This window comes from Salinisphaera sp. Q1T1-3 (assembly GCF_003602005.1).
GTDB lineage: Bacteria > Pseudomonadota > Gammaproteobacteria > Nevskiales > Salinisphaeraceae > Salinisphaera.
Genome location: NZ_QZWD01000019.1, coordinates 22,339 through 43,179 on the forward strand (window position 1 = coordinate 22,339; position 20,841 = coordinate 43,179).

Below are 20,841 nucleotides of genomic sequence, written 5' to 3' on the forward strand. Positions count from 1 at the left end.
GACGCCGCATCATCGCCAAGGCGCTGTGCTATCGTCGGGCCGCGTCGCCAGCGGCCGGCGCAACGCCAGACCAACGGGACGAACGAATCATGGAAACGAGACTGCGCGGCGCCCTGCTGATCGGGCTGGGCGTGATCGTGGGGACAGCGCTCACGCTGGGCGAAGCGCGGATGGCCGACGGCGCCCCGGCCGGCGATGCGCCCCGCCCGGCGCCGAGCCAGGCCGACGCGCCGGATGAGACCGCAGGCGATGACGCGTCGTCGGCCCAGGGCCACGACAAACAGCAGGTGCCGTTGGAAGCGCTGCGCAAGTTCAGCGCGATCCTGAATCAGGTCAAGACCGGCTACGTGGAAGACGTCTCCGACAAGACCCTGATCGACAACGCGATTCACGGCATGGTCGAAGGCCTCGATCCGCATTCGGCCTATCTCGACCCGGACGAGTACAAGGCACTCCAGGTCTCGACGTCCGGCCAGTTCGGCGGCCTCGGCGTGAAGGTGCAGCTGGAAAACGGCTATCTGCGCGTCGTCTCCCCCATCGACGACACCCCGGCCTCGAAGGCCGGCATCAAGCCGGGCGACATGATCATCCGCATCGACGATCGGCCGGTCAAAGGCATGTCGATGACCGAAGCCGTCAAGGCCATGCGCGGCAAGCCCGGCACACCAATCACCCTGACCATCGTCCGCGACGGCCAGAACAAGCCGCTGGAACTCAAGCTCGAACGGGCCGATATTCAGGTTGCCAGTGTCCGCTCGCGCCTGCTGGGTTCACACTACGGCTATGTGCGCATCTCCCAGTTCACCGGGGAAACCGGCAAAGGCGTGCGTGATGCGCTCAAGAAACTGAGCGACCAGGCCGATGGCCCGCTGCGGGGCCTGGTGCTGGATCTGCGCAACAACCCCGGCGGCGTGCTCACCGCCGCGGTGGATGTCTCGGATGACTTTCTGAACAAAGGACCGATCGTCTCGATCCGCGGCCGCGCGGCCGATGCCCATCACGTCTTCAAGGCCACCGACGGCGACATGCTCGATCGGGCGCCGATCGTGGTGCTGGTCAACGAAGGCACGGCCTCGGCCGCCGAGATCGTCTCCGGCGCGCTCCAGGACGATCATCGGGCCGTCATCATGGGGACCGACACCTTTGGCAAGGGCTCCGTGCAGACCGTGCTGCCGCTCGGCGACGGTTCAGCGCTCAAGCTGACCACGGCCCGCTACTACACCCCCAGCGGACGCTCGATCCAGGCCGAGGGCATCACCCCGGACATCCCGCTCGCCCCCGTGAAGATCACACCAACCCAACGTCGTGGCGGCTACGGCTACAGCGAGGCCGATCTGATCGGCGCGCTCAAGAACACCGGTGCGGCCGGCGACCGTACCGATGATGGTAATGGCGATGGCAACACCACCGACCAGCCAGACGCCGAGTCCGAGTCCGAGTCTAGCGACACTCCCGACACCGGCGCCGCCCCGGCCGATGGTCCATCGCCGGGTACGACATCGGGCGGGGCCGATACTGAGGCAGGCCAACTCGCCGAGAAGGATTACGGCGTCTACGAAGCCCTCAACCTGCTCCGCGGCCTGTACAGCCTCGGCCCGCACGCCCGTGGCGACGCGGCCCCGAGCCCGGCCAGCACGTCGGCAGCCAACGACGATATTGGCGAGAAGGCCGGTGATCAGAAGCCGCCGGCCAGTGAAAGCAACCACTCGTCGCAAACCAACGATAAAGCGCCTGCCGTGTCCGGCTGACCTTCGCGGGACTGAATCACCGGTCTCGGCTGTTCTTCGACATATATCGTCAACACCGGCCGCCCCCTGCCCACCGACAGTGCACGGCAAAGCACGAACGGGCGCCACAGAGAACACCGGCAAGGCCTGCCTTGCGCAATAGACCGCGCATGCCGCCACCGTGCGTGCCCCGGGGCGATGCGCCACAGACCACTCGTTATCTCAAGGCCCGTGGCCCGAATCGACTCCCGGAGCGAGCGAAGAACCGCGATGAGCCATGCGAGAGCCTGTTGCGGTTTCATCCGGACCTCGCCTTGATCTGGGTCAATCGTGTTCGGCAAAGCACGAATCACCAAACGGTTGTGTGCCTGATCAAGACGCGCAAGGCGATCAGGGTGCTCGCACGAAACCTCAACACGCCCTAGCGATACGTCTTTTCTCTCGGCCCGTCATGGATTGTCAGAGAGCTTATGGCACAGCCCCGGACGAACGTCAGCTCAAGAATTCGTGCGTGCAGTCGATATGACCTCAAGCGAGGCACGTTTAAACGAAAAAGGGAGCCGGATTCACCATGGCGCTAAGGAAAAGCACAAACGCGTTCGATAACGCTCCGGAGGTCGGCGCGACAGAGTCCGTCAACGCCTCGGAGAACACGCCACAAAACGTCGACCAGAAACGACGCCGTGCGCGGACGCTCGCCAAGCAGCAGCAATCGGCCGAGCGTATCGCCAGTGCATCGCAGCAGGTCGCGGCCAGCATCAACGAATCCGGCCAGGCCCGTGGCCAGTTGCAGGAGGCCTTGCAGGAGATCGCCTCCGGCGCGGAGGAATCGGCCTCGGCCAGCCAGGAGAGCCTGGCTGGGGTACGCAGCATCAACGAGCAAGTCCGCGCGTTGAACCAGCATGTCAAGACCACTCGCGAAGAAGCCAGCCGTGCCAATCGCGATTCCAGCACCGCCGCCGAGCGCGTGCTGTTGCTGGTAAACAATCTCAACGAGACCGCCGAGCGGCAGAAACGGTCGCGCTCGCTGATACAAAGCCTGCAGGAGCAGGCCGGCTCGATCAACGAAGCGGCAAGCCATGTGATGCGGATTGCCGACCAGACCAATCTGCTGGCCTTGAACGCGGCTATCGAGGCCGGACGCGCCGGCAGCCATGGCAAGGGGTTCGCGGTGGTGGCCGATACCGTGCGTGGCCTCGCCGAGGCAGCCGGGCGTAGCGCGACGGAGATCACCGACCTCGCCGACCAGATACAGTCCAGGACGAAAACGGCGACCGAGTCGGTCAAGACAGCAGCGCAAGCCTCCGAGGAACAGGCCACTTCCGCCGAAGGCGTGAACGAGCATTTCCGCCAGATCGTCGAAGACATGCGCGGGATCACTAGCCTGGCCGAGGAGATCGACAGTTCAGTCGATGAAATCGAAACCGCCATGCTGGAATTGCAACAAGGCGCCGAAAGCGTGGCTTCGGCTGCCGATCAGCAGGCCTCGGCGTCCGAAGAAGTCGTCAACTCGCTGGCCGAACAGCGGACCGCATTAAGCGATGCCGACAAGCGCTCGCGCGAACTGGAAGATATTTCCGACGAGCTGCGCCAGAGCACGGAAACCGCCAAAAGCGCGGAAAAAGTCACAGCCGTGGCCGAGGAACTGGCCGCCTCGGTCGAGGAATTGCAGCGCGGATCGAGTGAAGTCGAAACGGCACTGCGTGAAATTCTGAAAGGCGCCGAACAGAACGCGGCGGCATCTGAAGAGTCGCTTTCGGCGATCAAGCAGCTTGAGGAGAACGTCAAGAACGCCGACAGCAAGGCCGAAGACGGCCTGGACCGGACCAAGCGCGTCACCGAGGTCTTGAGCGAAAACCGCGACGCAGTCGAGGAAATCGTCAAGGGCCTGGAAAAGATGCTGGCCGACTCACGGGAGAATCTGAAACAGGTCGAGTCGATTCAAAAACTCAATCGACAGACCGACAAGATCGCCAACACGATTTCAAATATCGCGATCAAGACCAGCATGTTGGCCGTCAACGGCGCGGTCGAGGCCGCACGGGCCGGCGAACATGGCAGCGGGTTCGCGGTGGTCTCGGGCGATATCCAGACGCTGGCCGACGATTCCAGCAATAACGTCGAAGAAATCCAGGAGATGGTAAGCAGCATTCAGAACCAGATCGACGGCATTCATCACGAGCTGATCGAGTCGGTCAAGGCAGCTGAGTTCGATGTCAAGCGTGCTCAGGAGTCGCTGGAAGAGATCAACAAGCTGGAAAACCAGCGCGATTCGCTAGTCGGCGGCAACGAGCGGGTACGCGCGAATATCAGCGAGGTCTCGTCCTCGATTTCCGAAGGCCGCACGGCCATGCAACAGGTCGCCGAAGCCGCCGAACAGGCCAGCGGCAATGTCCGCCAGGCCACCGCGTCGGCCCAGGAACAGGCTCAGGGTGCCAAGGAGCTGTCAGCCGCAGTCGAGGAAATCGCCTCGATCGCCGATGAAATCCAGTACAGCTAACCCCCGGCTGGCACGGCGCGCGTCATCACGTCGCTGGCGCCGGTCCGCCGGCATCTTGCGCAACGGCCTGCGCTCGAGCCGGTCCGGTGGGACCGGTTCGCCAGAACACCAGCGCCAGCACGGCCCGGTGCCCGGAGCGAACACGGGCCTTGCCGGCCCTCGTCGGATAGGAACAGGTGATGCAACAAGCAACAGATATTGAGACCGACGACATCTCGACTTCCGAGGCCCTGCTGTCACTGGTGATCTGCCGGCTGAGCGATCAACGCTTTGCGCTGCCGATGCGCGATGTCGCCGAGGTCTTGCGTGTCCCGGAAATACGCCAGATGCCGATGACGCCACCGGCCTTGCTCGGGTTGGCCAGCCTCCGCGCCAATGTCGTGCCAATCGTGGCACTGGACCGGCTGCTGGGCATGGAACAGGTCGCCGATGAAACCCGGCAGGGGCGTGTCGTGGTCATGGAACTGGACAATACACTCGGCGTTCGCGTCGATGATGTAGAGAACGTCGTTTCCCTGGATCGCGACAGCGCACAGTACGAGGCCACCGAAACCGATGACGAGGGCATCTGGGGCTACCATCACGACGACGAAGGCCGTGTGGTCCAGTGGCTGGACGTCGGCCATCTGACGCGCGGACGGCTGCTCGCCGACAGCCGTCCGGACACACCTCCCACGCCGCGGCACAACGCGTTCGAGTTGGGCCAGACCGGCGCCACCGAAGAACACGTCGATGAAACGATCTCGCTGGTCAGTTTCGATGTCGCCGAACAACGCTTCGCGTTCCGGCTGCTCCAGGTGCATCAGATTCTGCGTATGCCGCAGACCATCAGCGTGGTCCCGAATGCTCCCGATTATCTGATCGGCTTGATGACGCTACGGGGCGAGACCCTGCCGCTGATGGCTCTGGGCGCTTATTTCTCTCTCACCGAGGGCTATCGCGAAAACGCCCCGATCGTCGTGCTGCAGTTCGATGCCTATCGCATCGGCCTGTTGGTCGACGATGTACACGAAGTGCATCGGGTCATGCCGGACGAACTGGATGTCGTGCCGGCGATGACCGCCGGCGGTCTAGACGAGACCATCGAAGGCATCTGTCGACCGACCGACGACCGACCGATGATTACAGTCTTGAACGATCATGTCTTTCGGGGGCTGGCCGAACAGTACCAGACCCGAGGCCGCGACCGACACCAAGCCGCTCGCAAGAGTGGCCGGCAGGGCGCGGGGGGGCCCGCAGGCGAAACCAGCCGCAAGCTGCTCGATCTCACACTCGGCGGCCAGCACTACGGCCTGCCGATTGAAGTCGTCCAGGAAATCGCGCAACGCCCGGCGGCATCGCGCGAGGTACCGGCCACGCCGGATTATCTCGACGGCATGATGAATCTTCGCGGTCAAGCCTTGCCGATTCTGGATGTTTCACGCCGGCTGGGCCTGGCCGCCGGGGGCGAGGATACGGCGGCCCGGCAACGGATCGTCGTCGTCGATCACGATGGCATGAAGACCGGCCTGGCCGTGGATACCGTCGATGATGTGGTCTCGATCGACCCGGAATGGATTCAGCAATCCGGCCAGATCTTTCTTGGGCGTCAGATGCTGGTCGATGGCCTGGTCAAGATCCCCGACAGCGACCGCATCATTCAGTCACTTTGTCTCAACGCGCTATTCGATGCCGATACCCGGGCACAGTTGCACGACGGCAGCGAAAACGATGACGCCGACCGGGCCACCCCGGCTTGATGGCGGCCGTTGACGGTATCGCCATATCCGGCGGCAGGCGGCGAACGGCCGGACCGCGCCGCAGTACTCCCATTTAAGAGCGCCCCACAGCATGCCCTACGGACACGCGAGAAAGATCAAGGTCCTGGTCGTCGACGATTCAGCACTCATGCGTCGACAACTCAGCCGCCTGATCGAACGACGCGCCGGCTTCGAGGTCTGTCTCGCGCGAGACGGCCAGCATGCGCTGGACCAGTGTCGCAGCGAAGCCCCGGATGTCGTCACTCTCGATATCAATATGCCGGTCATGGACGGACTGACCTGCCTGTCGCATCTGCTGGCCGAGATGTCGATACCGGTGATCATGGTTTCCTCGCTGACCGACAAGGGCGCGCTGGCAACCTTCGAGGCACTCGAACTGGGCGCCTTCGACTACGTCACGAAACCCGAAGGCACTGTCTCGAGCAACATGGAAACGCTCGGCGATACCTTGATCGACAAGATACGGGCCGCCGTGACGGCCATTCCGGTCTCGCACGAGCCGCCCGCGCACGTCGCCGCTCCGGCAAGCCCGGGCCGCCCGACCGACACGACCGCAGCGCGTACGCACGGGTTCGCAAAGCCGCCGTCGCGCAAGCTCGTGGTTTTCGGCGTCTCGACCGGCGGCCCGGGGACGATGGAAATCATCCTCAAGGCACTGCCTGGCGACTTTCCGGTGCCGATCGTCATCGCCCAGCACATGCCGGCGCGATTCACTTCGGTCTTTGCTCAGCGCCTAAACGACAGTTGTGCACTCGAGGTCCGGGAAATCGGTGCGCCGATCGCCCTGACCCCTGGAGTGGCTTATCTGGCGCGCGGCGATGCCGATATTCGCATCAGCCAGCGACGTGGCACCTTGACTGCCAAAAGCGTCCCGAGCAGCGACGACTATTTCTGGCATCCCAGCGTGTCGCGTCTTGTCGCCTCGGCCTGCGAGGCGGTATCGGCAACCGGCCTGATCGGCGTGCAACTGACCGGCATGGGCCACGATGGCGCCGAGGAAATGGCCCGGGCCTACCGGGACGGGGCCTTGACGATCGCCGAAACCGAACACAGTGCCGTGGTTTATGGCATGCCGCGCGCCCTGGTCGAACAGGGCGGCGCAACGGTGCAGTGCGATAAACACCAGGTCGCCGATCAGTTGATCCACTGGCTCAGCTAAGACACACCACCGGCGCCGGCTCATGTCATCTGTTCAACATTGTATCGATATCGATCGACTTCACAGGGCCAACCAGCCGATGACCGACACGTTACGCATTGGCGATGCACTGACACGCCTGACCGACAGCGACTTCGTGCGCTTTCGCGACTATTTCTATGGCCGCACCGGTATCTACTTCGACGAATCCAAGCGTTACTTCGTCGACAAACGCCTGATCGAGCGCATCAAGGCATGCGGGTTCAACGATTTCCGCAACTACTTCGCGATGATGCGGTTCCAGGCAGGCGAGCAGGAATTTCAGAAACTCGTCAATGTCATGACGGTCAACGAAACCTATTTCATGCGGGAGGCCTACCAGTTCGACTGTCTCGTCGAAAACGTGCTGGACGAGTGCATGGCCGATCGCAACCGGCAGGGACCATTGCGGATCTGGTCCATTCCGTCGAGTACCGGCGAAGAAGCGTATTCAATGGCGCTGACCCTGCTCGATCGCTGGCCGCACATCGATCACGTCGATGTCGAAATCATTGCTTCCGATATCGATACCGCCGCCCTCGAGGTTGCGCGCCGCGGCATCTACAAGAAACGCTCGTTGCAATACCTGAGCGATGGGGCCAAGCAACGCTACTTCCAGTCGGTAGGTCCCGACCGCTGGCAGGTCGCGGACACCATCCGCGATGCCATCAGTTTCACCCATGTCAATCTCGCCGACCCGGCGCAGACCGAGCGTTATCGCGATTTCGATATCGTGTTCTGTCGCAATCTGCTCATTTATTTCGACGAAGCTTCGCGGCGGCAGGCCGCCGGCGTGTTGCACGAGGCCCTGCGCCCCGGCGGCTTCATCTTTCTCGGCCATTCCGAATCCATGAGCCGTATGTCGACGGCGTTCCAGATTCGCAAGTTCCCGAAGGCGATGGCCTATCAGAAACCGCTGCGCCCAGGCCCCGGGCAGTCGGCGGCCACTGTGCAGCCATGAATCGCCGGCGTGAACCATTCACCACGTGTCGGGCGCGTCTTCACCGCCTCGCGACCCAACCATCTCGGCCGGCCGTCATACGGCTTGGCGTCCTACCGACTGGAGCCCGCGCATGACATCTATGCTCGAATCCTTTGTCATCGAAGCTCGAGAGAGTCTGGAGCATGCCAGCGAGACGATTCTCGCGCTGGAACACGACCCGCACGACAGCGACAAGCTGGGCGATCTGTTTCGCAGCATCCATACGGTCAAGGGCACCGCCGGGATGTTCGAAAACATGGAAGCCTTCCATCGGCTGGCCCATACCACCGAAGACGGCCTCGACCAGCTGCGTAGCGGTGCCTTCTCGATCACCAGCGAATACACCGACCTGTTGTTTGCGGTACTCGACCAGCTCAATGCCTGGCTCGACCATCTCGACACTCACGGCGTGCTACCGGCGTCGGCCGCCCCCGACAGCCAGGGCCTCATCGATCGCCTGATCGCCCACAAGCCGGCCGGCGATGCCATAGAGACCGACACCGTTAGCGCGCGAGCTGCCGAGACCGCGCCCGACCGGGGCTCGATCACGGCCCCATCCGCATTACCCGACTGGATAGAAAACCTGCCCGAAGCATGGCGAACCCGGGCCGAGCAAGACAGCCAGACCACGCCGGAAACCCGCATCTTCGCGATCCGCTACACGCCGGCCGCGGATAGCTTCATGTGCGGCGCCGATCCGCTCGCCACGGTTCGCGCCTTGCCCGGCCTGATCGGCTACCAGGTCGATGCCCGCCAGCCCTGGGCCGGTCTCGAGGCCATGGCGCCCTACGACTGCAACCTCGTATTCGACATCCTGACGAGCGCCGAACGCGATGTCGTCAAGACAGCATTGGCCGAAATCACCGCCCAGTGCGAAGTCAACGAAATTGCCCCCGAGGCCTTGGTTCCCCCCGAACAGGCCGGCGACGACGAAGACGCGCTCGAAGCCCTCTTCGATGCGCTATCGGCCGACTTCGCCGACAACGATCCGCAGAGCGAGCCGGCACCACCGGCCTCGCCGAATCAGGCCGACGCGCCCGAAGCCGATGAGCTACCGACCGAGCGCCCGGCCGGCGCGCCGGAACCCGAGCGTAGGCCGCAAACGCCGCCCGGCGAAGACGCCAAACCACAGGCCGACAACAAACCACTGCGTGTCGAACAGCACCGGATCGACGAACTCATGACCCTGGCCGGCGAATTGATCGTGGCCAAGAACGCCTTGCCGTTTCTCGCCAAGCGGATCGGCGACGGTGACGATCGCGACGAACTGGTACGCGAACTCAAGGCCAATCAGGCCGACCTCGACCGTATCGCCGACCGTATCCAGAGTGCCGTCATGTCGGCGCGCATGGTGCCGGTCTCATCCATCTTCCAGCGTTTTCCACGGCTGGTGCGCGATATTTCGCGCAAGCTCGAAAAAGACGTGGAACTGGTCATGGAAGGCGAAAACACCGAAGCCGACAAGAACATCATCGCCGGCCTGGCCGATCCCCTGATCCATCTCGTGCGTAACAGCCTGGATCACGGCCTGGAAACGCCGGCCGAGCGCCGCGCCGCCGGCAAGCCCGGCACCGGGCGCATCGTACTGCGGGCCAAGGCCCTCGACGACCAGGTGTTGATCGAAGTCGGCGACGACGGCGGCGGTATCGACCCGGCCCGAATCAAGCAGAAAGCCTTCGACAAAGATCTGATCGATGCCCAGACCCGTGACAGCATCAGCGATCAGGACGCCCTGCAACTGGTTCTGCTAGCGGGTTTTTCCACTGCGGACAACGTCTCCGATCTATCCGGGCGCGGTGTGGGCATGGATGCCGTCAAGAGTGCGGTGAACAACGTCGGTGGCCATCTGCTCATCGAAAGCGAAATCGGCGTTGGTACCACGATGCGGATCCTGTTGCCGATGTCGATGGCCGTGGCCCGTGTTCTGCTGGTCGACATCGACGGCCAGCGTTACGGCGTGCCGATGTCCCTCATTCGCGAGACCGTACGACTTCACCGGGACAAGTTCGATCGGGTCAAGCATAACGAAGTCATCCTGTTGCGCGACCAGTTGATCTCGATCCATCGCGGGCGCGCGCTGCTCGGCCTCGACGACGCCGCCCCAAACGCCTCCGAACAGGCCGTACTGATCCTGGAGATCGACAACCAGACCGTTGGCGTCGTCGTCGACGAATTCCTGCAAAGCGTGGATATCGTGCAAAAGCCGATGGCCGGCGTGATGGCGCAATACGATATCTATGCTGGCAGCGCCCTGACGGGCGACGGTCAGGTGTTGCTGGTGCTCAACCTGCCCACGATGCTGCGCCGTGCGAGCCAGGCGGCCGAGACTCTGCCCGCCGTCTGCGAATCCACTCCCCGCGTGATACAGGAGGCTTGAGTGTCCATCGAATATCGCAAACGCAGTGCCGTACTGACCGGGACCTGTACCGTCGACGAAGCCGACGAACTCCTCGAGTGGCTGATCGACCATCCCAGGGCATCGCTGAATCTCGGCGCCTGTGACCATTTTCATGCCGCGATCCTGCAAATGATCCTGGCCGGCCGAATCAAGATATCGAAGCCCCCTGCCGAACCGACGCTGCGCATGGCGCTCGGTCTCGCTGACACGACATGACGTTCGTCGATTCGTTATTGACCCGGCATAAAAATAGATGATTCTTCGGGTTGATAACGCGCGTGTGCGAAAGCACGCGCGCCACGGCCAACGGCCGTGAAGCCATTGAAAATAAAAAGACGGACAAGGGCCGGCGTTTCTTTCGATGGCGTTGAAGACAGCTGACGTCGTCAGCTGTTTGGGTGCCGGATTAATATCCCGAATCGAATATCCGGTTTCCGGGCACGGCGGGTCGTTTCGCGAGGCGCCGAGCGGCGAACTGTTCTGCGAGGAATCGCTGCCTTTCTCTGTATCGGCGATCCGGGGCTGATATCGACCAGAGTCGGTCCGGCTCGGCTTGGCGAAAACAGCAAACGAACGCGGCGTCGAGCCCCAGACACAGCGCTGTTCGGAGTGTTGGGCTGTTATGCCGACGCGTTCTGGCACATCAGCTGCCTCGCGTTCCGATATCAGCCGTTTACTTGTGCGCGCTGGTTCGAATGCCCCCAGAGAACATGTCTCGATTCCGCGTCGACACGCCTTATTGACGAGACCAATCCAGCCACCAGTGTCGGGCATCGATGCAGCGGATGACGAAACCTTCCCGTTGATAAAACGCCAGTGCGCGCGGATTGCTGCGATAGGTCTTGAGATGCAGCCCGCAACGCCGTCGGCGTGCGGCCCCGCGCAGCCAGTCGAACAGCCGCGCCCCGTGCCCGGCGCCGCGAGACGCGGGGCCGAACGCGACGTTGACCACATGCAGAACATCCGCACGCGGCAGGACCTGTAGATAACCGCAGTCACGGCCGTCCGCCTGAATGACATAGCTCGGTACGCGTCGAGACAGCTGCTCGAAATCGGCAAAACGCAGCGCCTCGTCCCAGCCTTCGAGTGCAGCGATCGCGGGCTTCATGGCCTCTCGATGCCAGACATACAGCCGCTCAGACTCACTCGGCGCCACGGCCACCAGCCGAAGCTCCGCGTCGATCGGCCCGGCCGCCAGCGCCGCGACCGGCTGTGGTATGACTACCCGCGCCAGGCGCGCACCCAGGCGGCCAGGCCGGCGAGACCGCCGACGATCGACACCCATGCCGGCATGGGCGGATAGACATAGACCAGCGCCGAGGCCACCACGAGCCCCGTGCCCACCAGCGTCCAGCGCATGGCCCGACGCGCCGAGGTCAGCTCGTGCTTGATGTCGGTCAACGTGGCCGACAGACGCCGTGAGCCCGGTGTCTCGCCGTCACGCGCGTAGGCCACGAGTCTCGGCGCGAGCACCGGCAGGCTGTCCATGATCTCCGGTAGCTGAGTGCGCAGGCGCTCGGCCGCCCGTTTCGGGTCGGCGCGCTTGCGCATCCAGTCCTCGAGAATCGGCTTGGCCGTGGCCCAGAGATCCAGCTCCGGATACAGATCCCGGCCCAGGCCTTCGACGTTGAGCACGGTCTTTTGCAACAACACGAGCTGTGGCTGGACCTGGTAGCGATAACGCCGCGCGATCTTGAACAGCCGCAACAGGAACAGGCCGAAGGAGATCTCGGCCAGCGGTTTGTTCATGATCGGCTCGGACACGGTCCGGATCGCGCCCTCGAAATCCTCGATCGATGTATCGGCGGGCATCCAGCCGGATTCGACGTGAAGCTCGGCGATACGGCGATAATCCTGGTTGAAGAAGGCCAGGAAGTTCTCGGCCAGATAACGCTGGTCGTCCGGCGACAGCGAGCCGACGATGCCGAAATCCAGACCGACGTAGCGCGGCCGGTCCGGGTGCGTGGTCTGCACCTGGATGTTGCCCGGATGCATGTCGGCGTGGAAGAAATTGTCGCGAAAGACCTGCTTGAAGAAGATTTCCACCCCGCGCTCGGCCAGCGCCTTGAAATCCACGCCAGCGGCGACGAGCGTATCGACATCGTCGATGGGCACGCCGTGCATGTGCTCCATGACGAGCACGTTTTCCGTGCTGTGATCGAAATAGATCGTGGGATGGACGATCAGATCCGAGCCCGCCCAGTTGCGACCGAGCTGGCTGGCGTTGCCGCCCTCGCGCATCAGGTTGAGCTCGTCGTTGATGATGCGCTCGTATTCGGCCACGATCTCGACCGGGCGCAGCCGAGCGGCTTCCGGGTGCAGCCGGGCCGCCAGGCGTGCCAGCCAGAACATCACCGCGATATCGCGATCCACGCGCGCGTGCACGTCCGGCCGCAACACCTTGACCACGACCTCGGCGCCGGTCGTCTCGCCCTCGCGCGGATGCAGGCGAGCGGCATGAACCTGGGCGATCGAGGCCGCAGCCATGGGCGATTCCTCGAACGCGGCGAAGACATCGTCCAGCGAGTGGCCGTAGGCCGCCTCGATCAGCTCGCGCGCACGGGCGCCCTCGAACGGTGGGACATCGTCCTGCAGGCGCGCCAGTTCCGCGGCCATGCCGTCGGGCAGCAGATCGCGCCGAGTCGAGAGCATCTGCCCGAACTTGATGAACACGGGGCCGAGCGATTCCAGCGCCAGCCGAAGGCGCACGGCCACCGGCTCGTCGAAATCACGCGGGGCGCCGACCAGCCAGCGCGGCGCGGCGTCCCCGACGAGTTCGCCGAGCCCGTAGCGACGAACGGTGGACAGGATTTCGAACAGACGACGACTCTTGCCCATCATCATGAGCGCGCCCGCTCAAGTCGCTTGATGCGGGCGGCCGTACGTTCCACGTCGTCACGGAAGGTCTCGACCTCACCGGCGAAACGCTCGTGCTCCCAGGCACCGACCACGTCACGGGTCTCCTCGCGCAGGTATTCCGCCGCCTGCGCGGGGAACTCGCGACGTGCCCGATCGAACAACGCCCCCGCCTGACGGAACCCACGCTCGAGCAGACCGCCGGCCACCGGGCCGAAACGCGCATCGAGCAGATCCCCCAGATCGAAGTCCACCTTGGCGAACAGATCGGCGAACTGCTGGGCCACGCCGATATCGCCTTCGATACGCAGCCCGGCCCCGATGATGCCGTTCGAGCCGCCGGAGAAGAATACGCGGGCGAACGCAGTCGAGCGGCCCGTCAGACGCACATCGGGAGCCTCTTCGCCGGGCCCTGTCACCTGGACGCCGTTGGCCTCGGCGATGAACGTCACCGCGAGCCCGAGATCGGACAGGTACAGCGCCAGCGAACGCCCGGCCAGCGCGCGGGCGCGCTCGAGCGCGGCTTCATCGGCCCCGAGATACCGATTGAGCGCGATCTCGGCCGCGCCCAGCGCCGGCGACGGCAAGCTGTTGAAACGCGTGTCCGTCATGCCGCATACCCGCGATGCACGGCCACGATGCCGCCGGTGAGGTTGTGATAACCGCAGCGCACGAAACCGGCCTCGACCATCATGCCCTTGAGCGTTTCCTGATCGGGGTGCATGCGGATGGACTCGGCCAGATAGCGATAGCTGTCCTCGTCGCGTGCGACGTTCTTGCCGAGCCACGGCAGTACCGAGAACGAATAGCGATCGTAGATCAGCCCCAGCCCCGGCAGCGCCGGCTTGGAGAACTCCAGCACGATGGTCCGGCCACCGGGTCGGGTCACGCGCGCCATTTCGTTCAACGCGGCCTGTTTGTCGGTGACGTTGCGCAGGCCGAAGGCGATGGTCACGCAGTCGAAGGCATCGTCGGCGAACGGCAGCTTCTCGGCGTTGGCCAGGCAGTAATCCACGTTGGAGACCAGCCCGCGGTCGATCATCCGATCGCGCCCGTTGGCCAGCATGGCGTGGTTGATGTCGGACATCAGCACGCGTCCATCGGCGCCGACCTTCTTGGCGAACCCGGCGGCAAGATCCCCGGTGCCGCTGGCCAGATCCAGAATCGATTCGCCCGGGCGCACCGCGGCCAGCGAGATCGTGAACCGTTTCCAGGCACGATGAATCCCCATCGACATCAGGTCGTTCATCAGGTCGTAGTTGTCGGCCACCGAATCGAACACGGCGCCGACCCGACGCTGTTTGTCGGGGCGCGCGACGCGCTCGTAGCCGAAATCGACGGTCTCGGAATCGGCGCCCGGGGCGCCGGGCGGCTGGCGGGAATCGGCCATGGCGGATACAAACCGAAAAAGCGTGACGCCAAGCTTACCGCACACGTCGTGCATGCTGTTGTGCGCGATGCGCATCGGCACCGGCGATCGCCCCGTAATCGGGATGGCCGATCGCTGCCCCGGGTGAGATAGACTCGGTCGCGCATCGGCGCGCGTGCTCGGGGGCGAGCACGCAATGTCCGCTGCCGGCCGACCGCGGGCGTTGGCGGCCGTATCCATATCTGCTGTTGGGGGTCCACCGTCTTGCTCGTATTGCGTTTTCGGCACATCGCCGGCCTGGCGCTTCTGATCGGCGCGGCTGTCGTGGCCGGCTGCTCGCAGACCGACGCACCGGCCCGCCAGGCCGATGTCCGCGATGTCGGTGTCTATGTCGTCACCCCGCAGCGCTATACCGTGCGCGAAACATTGCCCGGCCGCACGCGCGCCACCCAGCAATCCGAGGTCCGACCGCAGGTCGAGGGCATCATCGAAAAACGCCTGTTCACGGAGGGCGCCGACGTCGCGGCCGGGGACGTGCTCTACCGGATCGACCCGGCCCGCTACAGCGCGGCCGTCGACGAGGCCGAGGCCCAGCTGGCCCAGGCTCGGGCGCGCCTGCAGTCGGACGCGCCGCTGGCCAAACGCTATACCGAACTCGCCAAGATCGATGCCATCTCCAAGCAGGATCGCGACAACGCGGTGGCCACGCTGGCCCAGGACAAGGCCGACGTGGCGAGCGCGAAGGCCAGCCTGAAGACCGCGCGCATCAATCTTGGCTACACCCGCATCAAGGCACCGATCGCCGGACGCATCGGCGCGTCCACGGTGACCGCCGGCGCGCTGGTGACGACCAACCAGAGCGAGGCACTGACCACGATCACCCAGCTCGATCCGATCTATGTCGATATCCAGCAGTCGGCGACCCAGTATCTTGCGCTCAAGCAGGCGATCGACTCGGGACGGCTGGCCACCGACGACAACGATGCCGCCCCGGTGCGCGTCACGCCCGAGGGCAGCGATCTGCAGCTCGACGGCAAGCTGGCCTTTTCCGGCGTGACCGTGGACTCGGATACCGGCGCGGTGATGCTGCGCGCGATCGTGCCCAATCCGGCTCACGATCTGTTGCCCGGCATGTACGTTCGCGCCACGTTGACCCAGGGCATCGATGTGAGGGCACTGCTGGTGCCGCAGCAGGCGGTCTCGCGCAATGGCAAGGGCGAGCCCAGCGCGTTCGTGATCGACGCCGACGACACGGTCGAGAAGAAAGCCCTGACCATCGCCGGGGCCACTGACGATCATCGCTGGCGCGTCACCGACGGTCTCACGGCCGGTGATCGGGTGGTCGTCCAGGGGGCCGGTCAGATTCAGGTCGGCGATCGAGTCACGACCACACCGCTGGTTGTGCGCGATGGCAACCTGCAGCCGGCACCGGCGACGAACACGACGAGCAACGGCCCCGACACGACACCGCCGGACGCCGGCTGATCATGTCGCGATTCTTCATCGACCGGCCGATCTTCGCCACGGTCATCGCGATCGTGGTCAGCCTGGCGGGGCTGCTGTCGATCTTCACGCTGCCGTTGGAGCAGTACCCGGAAATCGCGCCGCCCACGATTTCGATCGCGGCGACCTATACCGGCGCCAACGCCCAGACAACACAGAACTCGGTGACCCAGATCATCGAACAGTCGATGACCGGCATCGACAATCTGCTCTATATCGAATCCAGCTCGGATTCCTCGGGCAGCTCGCGCGTGCGCCTGACCTTCCAGTCCGGCACCGATCCGGACATCGCCCAGGTCCAGGTCCAGAACGAGCTGCAGTCGGCCCTGGCCCGCCTGCCGGCCTCGGTCCAGCAGCAGGGCGTGCGCACCTACCAGTCCGGCGGCAACTATTTCCTGGTCTTCGCCCTGTCCTCGACCAACGGCGCGATGGACGAGGCCGATATCGGCGACTATATCGCCTCGACCCTGACCGATCCGCTCGCCCGGGTTCCCGGCATCAGCCAGGCACGCAATTTCGGCGCCGAATACGCGCTGCGTATCTGGCTCAACCCGAACAAGCTCAATCAGTACGATCTGGTGCCCGGCGACATCCGCGCGGCGCTCGAAGCCCAGAACGCGGATGTCTCGGCCGGCGAGCTGGGCGGCCTGCCCGCAGCGCCCGGCCAGCAGCTCAACGCCACCATTCGTACGCGCAGTCGGTTGACCTCGCCGGACCAGTTCGCCGATATCATCGTCAAGGCCAATCCCGACGGCTCCCTGGTCCGGCTTTCCGATGTCGCGCGCGTGGAGATCGGCTCCGACGAGTATTCCGAAATCGCTCGCTACAACGGCCATCGAGCTGCCGGTCTCGGCATGGAGCTGGCTGCCGGTGCCAACGCCATGGGCACTGCCACCGCGGTCGAACAACGCCTGGACGATCTGGCCGCTTTCTTCCCGGCCGGCCTCAAGGCCCATGTGGCCTTCGACACCACCCCGTTCGTACGCGCCTCGATCAAGGAGGTGGTCAAGACACTGATCGAGGCCGTGGTGCTGGTCGTGGCCATCATGTTCCTGTTTCTGCAGAACTGGCGGGCCACACTGATTCCGGCGCTCGCGGTACCGGTGGTCATCCTCGGCACCTTCGGCGTGCTGGCCGCGTTCGGCTATTCGATCAACACGCTGACCATGTTCGCGCTGGTACTGGCGATCGGCCTGTTGGTCGACGATGCGATCGTCGTGGTCGAGAACGTCGAACGCGTCATGGCCGAACAGGGGCTGTCTCCGCGCGAGGCGACGATCACGTCCATGCGCGAGATCCAGGGCGCACTGATCGGCATCGCGCTCGTGCTCTCGGCGGTCTTTCTGCCGATGGCCTTCTTTCCCGGGGCCACTGGCGTCATCTATCGCCAGTTCTCGGTCACCATCGCCTCGGCCATGGTGTTATCGGTCGGCGTGGCACTCATTCTCACGCCGGCGCTGTGTGCCGCACTACTCAAGCCGAATACCGAGCGCCGGGCGCCCAATCGGGTGTTCGCGGCGTTCAATCGCGGGGTGGCCGCCAGTGCGACCGGGGCCGCCCGCCTCGTCTCTCGAGCGATTCGCGGGCGCGCCCTGGTGATGCTGGCCTTCGCCCTGATCGTGCTTGCCGTGGCCTGGCTGTTCACGCATCTGCCGGGCAGCTTCCTGCCGGACGAGGACCAGGGCGTGTTGATGGTCTCGATCCAGCTGCCACCGGGAGCGACATCCCAGCGCACGGTCGAGGTCATGAACCAGGTGGATACCTATTTCCGCCAGCAGCCCAACGTGCAGTCGATCTTCGCAATCGCCGGCAGTACCGGCCAGAACACCGGGCGAGCCTTCGTGCATCTGACGGACTGGTCCGAGCGCACCGGTGACAATCGCTCGGCCCAGGCGATCGCGGCCGCGGCCACGGCGGCGCTGTCCGCGATCCGCGATGCCCGCATCTATGTGCTCAACCCACCGGTATTGCGCAATCTGGGCGACTCGTCCGGCTTCGAGCTGCAACTCGAGGACCTGGGCGGGCTCGGCCGCCCGGCCCTCACCGCGGCCCGCAAACAGTTTCTGGCCGCGGCCCGCAACAGCCCGCTGCTGGCTCAGATGCGCTCGGACGTGACCGACCCCAACGCCCAGTTCGCCATCGATATCGACGATGCCAAGGCCCGTGCGCTCGGGCTTTCGATCGCCGATATCAACAACACCCTGTCGACCGCCTTCGGCGGTTCGTATGTCGACGACTTCATCTACGAGGGGCGCGTCAAACGCGTTTACATGGAAGGCGATACCCCGTTTCGTATGCAGCCGGATGACCTGAACGACTGGTATGTCCGCAACGCGGATGGCGACATGGTGCCGTTTTCCAGCTTTGCGACCACGCACTGGACGAGCGGGCTGCCGGAACTCGAACGCTATAACGGCGTGCCGGCCTACGCCGTCTCCGGGCAGCCGGCGCCGGGAGTCTCGACCTCGGCGGCCATGGCCGAGGTCAAGCGCCTGGTCGCCGATCTGCCCGAGGGCATCGGCTTCGAGTGGTCCGGCATCTCGTTGCAACAGCAACAGGCCGGCAGCCAGGCACCGCTTTTGTATGCCGTCTCGATCGGTTTCGTGTTCCTGTGTCTGGCCGCACTCTACGAGAGCTGGTCGATCCCGGTCGCGGTGATGCTGGTCGTCCCGCTCGGCGTGCTCGGCGCGCTGCTGGCGATTTTGACGCGCGGCATGCCAGTCGATGTGTATTTCCAGGTCGGGTTGTTGACCACGATCGGGCTGTCGGCCAAGAACGCGATCCTGATCGTGGAATACGCCCACCAGCTGGAGCGACACGGCGAAACGCTCGTTCAGGCCGCCCTGCATGCCGTCCGGCTGCGCCTGCGCCCGATCGTGATGACCTCGCTGGCCTTCGGGATGGGGGTTTTTCCATTGGTCATTTCCACCGGCGCCGGGGCCGGGGCCCGCAATTCCGTGGGCACCGGCGTGTTCGGCGGCATGATCGCGGCCACGCTGCTGGCGATCGTCTTCGTGCCGGTGTTCTTCGTCCTGTCGCGCGCCGGCTGGCGACGCCTGACCGACGACGGAGCCATCGCGCGATGAATCACGCCATGATCGGCCGGATCTCGCGCCGGACACTGGCCGGGTTGTCACTGGTCGCGCTGACCGGCTGTGCGAATCTCGCCCCCGACTACGAGCGCCCGGCCCCGGTAACGCCGCAGCTCTGGCCGAGCGTGGGGGCCTACGGCGCGCCCGAGCCGGTGACCGCAACGGATGTCGCGGATCTCGGCTGGCGCGATTTCTTCGTCGATGCGGGCCTGCGCCACACGGTCGCGCTGGCCTTGGCCCACAACCGGGATCTGCGGGTCGCCGCACTGAATATCGAAGCCGCCCGCGCCCAGTATCACGATACCCGGTCGAACCTGTTTCCGAGCGTGGACGCCTCGGGCAGTGCAACCTTCTCCCGGGCCGGTCGAACCAGCGGACGCGACGATACGGCCAGCGGCAATCTGGCCAACCAGAGTTCGGTCTCCAGGAGTCTGTCGGCCGAACTCGGGTTCGCCAGCTACGAGATCGATTTCTTCGGGCGCCTGCGCAATCAGCGCGAAGCGGCACTGAATACGTTGCTGTCCTCGGCTGCCAGCCGCCGCGCCACGCAGATCAGTCTGATCGGCGAAGTGGCCACCCGCTGGCTGACGCTGGCTGCGGACCAGTCCCGGCTCGCCCTGGCCCGCCAGACGCTGGCCAACCAGCGCGACAACCTGAAACTCGTCCAGGCCCGTCACGACTATGGCGTGGCCTCCGGCTCCGATGTGGCCAACGCCCGATCGGCCGTCGAGTCGGCCCGGGTGGACGTGGCAAGCCTGACCACCACCATCGCCCAGGATCGCAACGCCTTGAACCGTATCGCCGGCACGGTGGTACCGGCCTCGGCCCTGCCCGGCGCCGAACTGCCCGAGGACGCGGTACGCCAGAAACTGCCGGCCGGCATTCCGTCACGGGTGCTCGTCAACCGGCCGGACGTGATCGCTGCCGAATACACGCTGCGCGGCGACTATGCCTCGATCGGTGCCGCCCGCGCCGCATTCTTCCCCCGCATCAGCCTGACCGCGGCGACCGGCTGGGCCACCAGCGGCCTGAGTGGCCTGTTCGCCGATGACAATCGCAGCTGGTCGGTCACTCCGGCCATGGACGTGCCGATATTCGACGGCGGCTCGCGTGCCGCCCAGCTCGATCTGGCCCATGTACAGCGGGATATCGATCTCGCCGACTACGAATCCACGCTACAGACGGCTTTTCGCGAAGTTGCCGATGCTCTGGCGATACGCGCGACCATCGATGATCAGATCGATGCCCAAACGCGTCTGGTGACCGCCAATGCCCGGGCCTATCGACTGTCACTGGCACGCTATCGGGCCGGCACCGACAGCTATCAGGACACGCTGGTCGAGCAGCGCGCGCTCTACAGCGCGCGTCAGAACGAGATCGATCGCCGACTGGCGCGCCAGACCAATCTGGTCACGCTCTACAAGGTGCTGGGCGGCGGCGGTCTGGCCGAAAGCGCCGGCCCATAGTCGAGCAACCC

At 64.6% G+C, this 20,841-nt stretch carries 14 protein-coding genes; 10 read left to right on the forward strand and 4 right to left on the reverse strand.

What is annotated here, in order from left to right; all coding sequences use genetic code 11:
- Positions 1-89 precede the first annotated feature (89 nt).
- From D3260_RS14900 to D3260_RS14930, 7 genes are all read left to right on the forward strand, one after another.
- Positions 90-1,748 (forward strand): S41 family peptidase, encoded by a 1,659-nt coding sequence (locus D3260_RS14900; RefSeq protein WP_120099402.1) that lies wholly within the window; start codon positions 90-92, stop codon positions 1,746-1,748.
- Positions 1,749-2,298: 550 nt separating this feature from the next.
- Positions 2,299-4,227: a methyl-accepting chemotaxis protein gene (locus tag D3260_RS14905; RefSeq protein WP_120099403.1), complete on the forward strand. Its 1,929-nt coding sequence runs from the start codon at positions 2,299-2,301 to the stop codon at positions 4,225-4,227.
- A 179-nt stretch (positions 4,228-4,406) separates the two neighbouring features.
- Positions 4,407-5,966 (forward strand): chemotaxis protein CheW, encoded by a 1,560-nt coding sequence (locus tag D3260_RS14910; protein WP_120099404.1) that lies wholly within the window; start codon positions 4,407-4,409, stop codon positions 5,964-5,966.
- A gap of 91 nt (positions 5,967-6,057) precedes the next feature.
- The gene (gene cheB, locus D3260_RS14915) at positions 6,058-7,146 is read left to right on the forward strand and encodes a chemotaxis-specific protein-glutamate methyltransferase CheB (RefSeq protein ID WP_120099405.1); all 1,089 of its coding nucleotides are present in this window, start codon (positions 6,058-6,060) and stop codon (positions 7,144-7,146) included.
- A 79-nt stretch (positions 7,147-7,225) separates the two neighbouring features.
- Positions 7,226-8,125, forward strand: a complete 900-nt coding sequence (locus D3260_RS14920; protein WP_199671535.1) for a protein-glutamate O-methyltransferase CheR — start codon at positions 7,226-7,228, stop codon at positions 8,123-8,125.
- Between the two features lie 112 nt (positions 8,126-8,237).
- Positions 8,238-10,523, forward strand: a complete 2,286-nt coding sequence (locus D3260_RS14925; RefSeq protein WP_120099406.1) for a chemotaxis protein CheA — start codon at positions 8,238-8,240, stop codon at positions 10,521-10,523.
- On the forward strand, positions 10,524-10,760 hold the full coding sequence (locus D3260_RS14930) for a hypothetical protein (protein WP_120099407.1): 237 nt from the start codon (positions 10,524-10,526) through the stop codon (positions 10,758-10,760).
- A 520-nt stretch (positions 10,761-11,280) separates the two neighbouring features.
- On the opposite strand, the gene D3260_RS14935 is transcribed toward D3260_RS14930, so the two are convergent.
- From D3260_RS14935 to ubiE, 4 genes are all read right to left on the reverse strand, one after another.
- Complete coding sequence (locus tag D3260_RS14935; RefSeq protein WP_158583563.1) at positions 11,281-11,652, reverse strand: GNAT family N-acetyltransferase; 372 nt, start codon at positions 11,650-11,652, stop codon at positions 11,281-11,283.
- A gap of 113 nt (positions 11,653-11,765) precedes the next feature.
- A complete protein-coding gene (ubiB, locus tag D3260_RS14940) occupies positions 11,766-13,388 on the reverse strand; it encodes a ubiquinone biosynthesis regulatory protein kinase UbiB (protein WP_233544100.1) in 1,623 nt (540 codons plus the stop codon).
- Positions 13,385-14,011: an SCP2 domain-containing protein gene (locus D3260_RS14945; protein WP_120099409.1), complete on the reverse strand. Its 627-nt coding sequence runs from the start codon at positions 14,009-14,011 to the stop codon at positions 13,385-13,387. The genes ubiB and D3260_RS14945 overlap by 4 nt, the downstream gene beginning before the upstream one ends.
- On the reverse strand, positions 14,008-14,790 hold the full coding sequence (gene ubiE / locus D3260_RS14950; RefSeq protein ID WP_120099440.1) for a bifunctional demethylmenaquinone methyltransferase/2-methoxy-6-polyprenyl-1,4-benzoquinol methylase UbiE: 783 nt from the start codon (positions 14,788-14,790) through the stop codon (positions 14,008-14,010). Before ubiE ends, D3260_RS14945 begins: the two co-directional genes overlap by 4 nt.
- Positions 14,791-15,033: 243 nt before the next feature.
- Here ubiE and D3260_RS14955 point away from each other — a divergent pair, with 243 nt between their 5' ends.
- The 3 genes from D3260_RS14955 to D3260_RS14965 are packed head-to-tail and all read left to right on the forward strand — an operon-like array spanning position 15,034 to position 20,830.
- Positions 15,034-16,254 carry an efflux RND transporter periplasmic adaptor subunit gene (locus tag D3260_RS14955; RefSeq protein WP_120099410.1) on the forward strand — a complete coding sequence of 407 codons (1,221 nt, stop codon included), beginning with the start codon at positions 15,034-15,036 and terminating at the stop codon, positions 16,252-16,254.
- Between the two features lie 2 nt (positions 16,255-16,256).
- A complete protein-coding gene (locus D3260_RS14960) occupies positions 16,257-19,358 on the forward strand; it encodes an efflux RND transporter permease subunit (RefSeq protein WP_120099411.1) in 3,102 nt (1,033 codons plus the stop codon).
- Entirely contained in the window at positions 19,355-20,830 is a 1,476-nt protein-coding gene (locus D3260_RS14965) for an efflux transporter outer membrane subunit (RefSeq protein ID WP_199671536.1), read from the forward strand. Before D3260_RS14960 ends, D3260_RS14965 begins: the two co-directional genes overlap by 4 nt.
- Positions 20,831-20,841: the final 11 nt, after the last annotated feature.

Excerpts from the sequence above, each read along its gene's own strand:
- D3260_RS14900 (WP_120099402.1), top strand. The coding sequence starts at position 90 with ATGGAAACGAGACTGCGCGGCGCCCTGCTGATCGGGCTGGGCGTGATC.
- D3260_RS14905 (WP_120099403.1), top strand. The coding sequence starts at position 2,299 with ATGGCGCTAAGGAAAAGCACAAACGCGTTCGATAACGCTCCGGAGGTC.
- D3260_RS14910 (WP_120099404.1), top strand. The coding sequence starts at position 4,407 with ATGCAACAAGCAACAGATATTGAGACCGACGACATCTCGACTTCCGAG.
- cheB (WP_120099405.1), top strand. The coding sequence starts at position 6,058 with ATGCCCTACGGACACGCGAGAAAGATCAAGGTCCTGGTCGTCGACGAT.
- D3260_RS14920 (WP_199671535.1), top strand. The coding sequence starts at position 7,226 with ATGACCGACACGTTACGCATTGGCGATGCACTGACACGCCTGACCGAC.
- D3260_RS14925 (WP_120099406.1), top strand. The coding sequence starts at position 8,238 with ATGACATCTATGCTCGAATCCTTTGTCATCGAAGCTCGAGAGAGTCTG.
- D3260_RS14935 (WP_158583563.1), bottom strand. The coding sequence starts at position 11,652 with ATGAAGCCCGCGATCGCTGCACTCGAAGGCTGGGACGAGGCGCTGCGT.
- ubiB (WP_233544100.1), bottom strand. The coding sequence starts at position 13,388 with ATGATGATGGGCAAGAGTCGTCGTCTGTTCGAAATCCTGTCCACCGTT.
- D3260_RS14945 (WP_120099409.1), bottom strand. The coding sequence starts at position 14,011 with ATGACGGACACGCGTTTCAACAGCTTGCCGTCGCCGGCGCTGGGCGCG.
- ubiE (WP_120099440.1), bottom strand. The coding sequence starts at position 14,790 with ATGGCCGATTCCCGCCAGCCGCCCGGCGCCCCGGGCGCCGATTCCGAG.
- D3260_RS14960 (WP_120099411.1), top strand. The coding sequence starts at position 16,257 with ATGTCGCGATTCTTCATCGACCGGCCGATCTTCGCCACGGTCATCGCG.
- D3260_RS14965 (WP_199671536.1), top strand. The coding sequence starts at position 19,355 with ATGAATCACGCCATGATCGGCCGGATCTCGCGCCGGACACTGGCCGGG.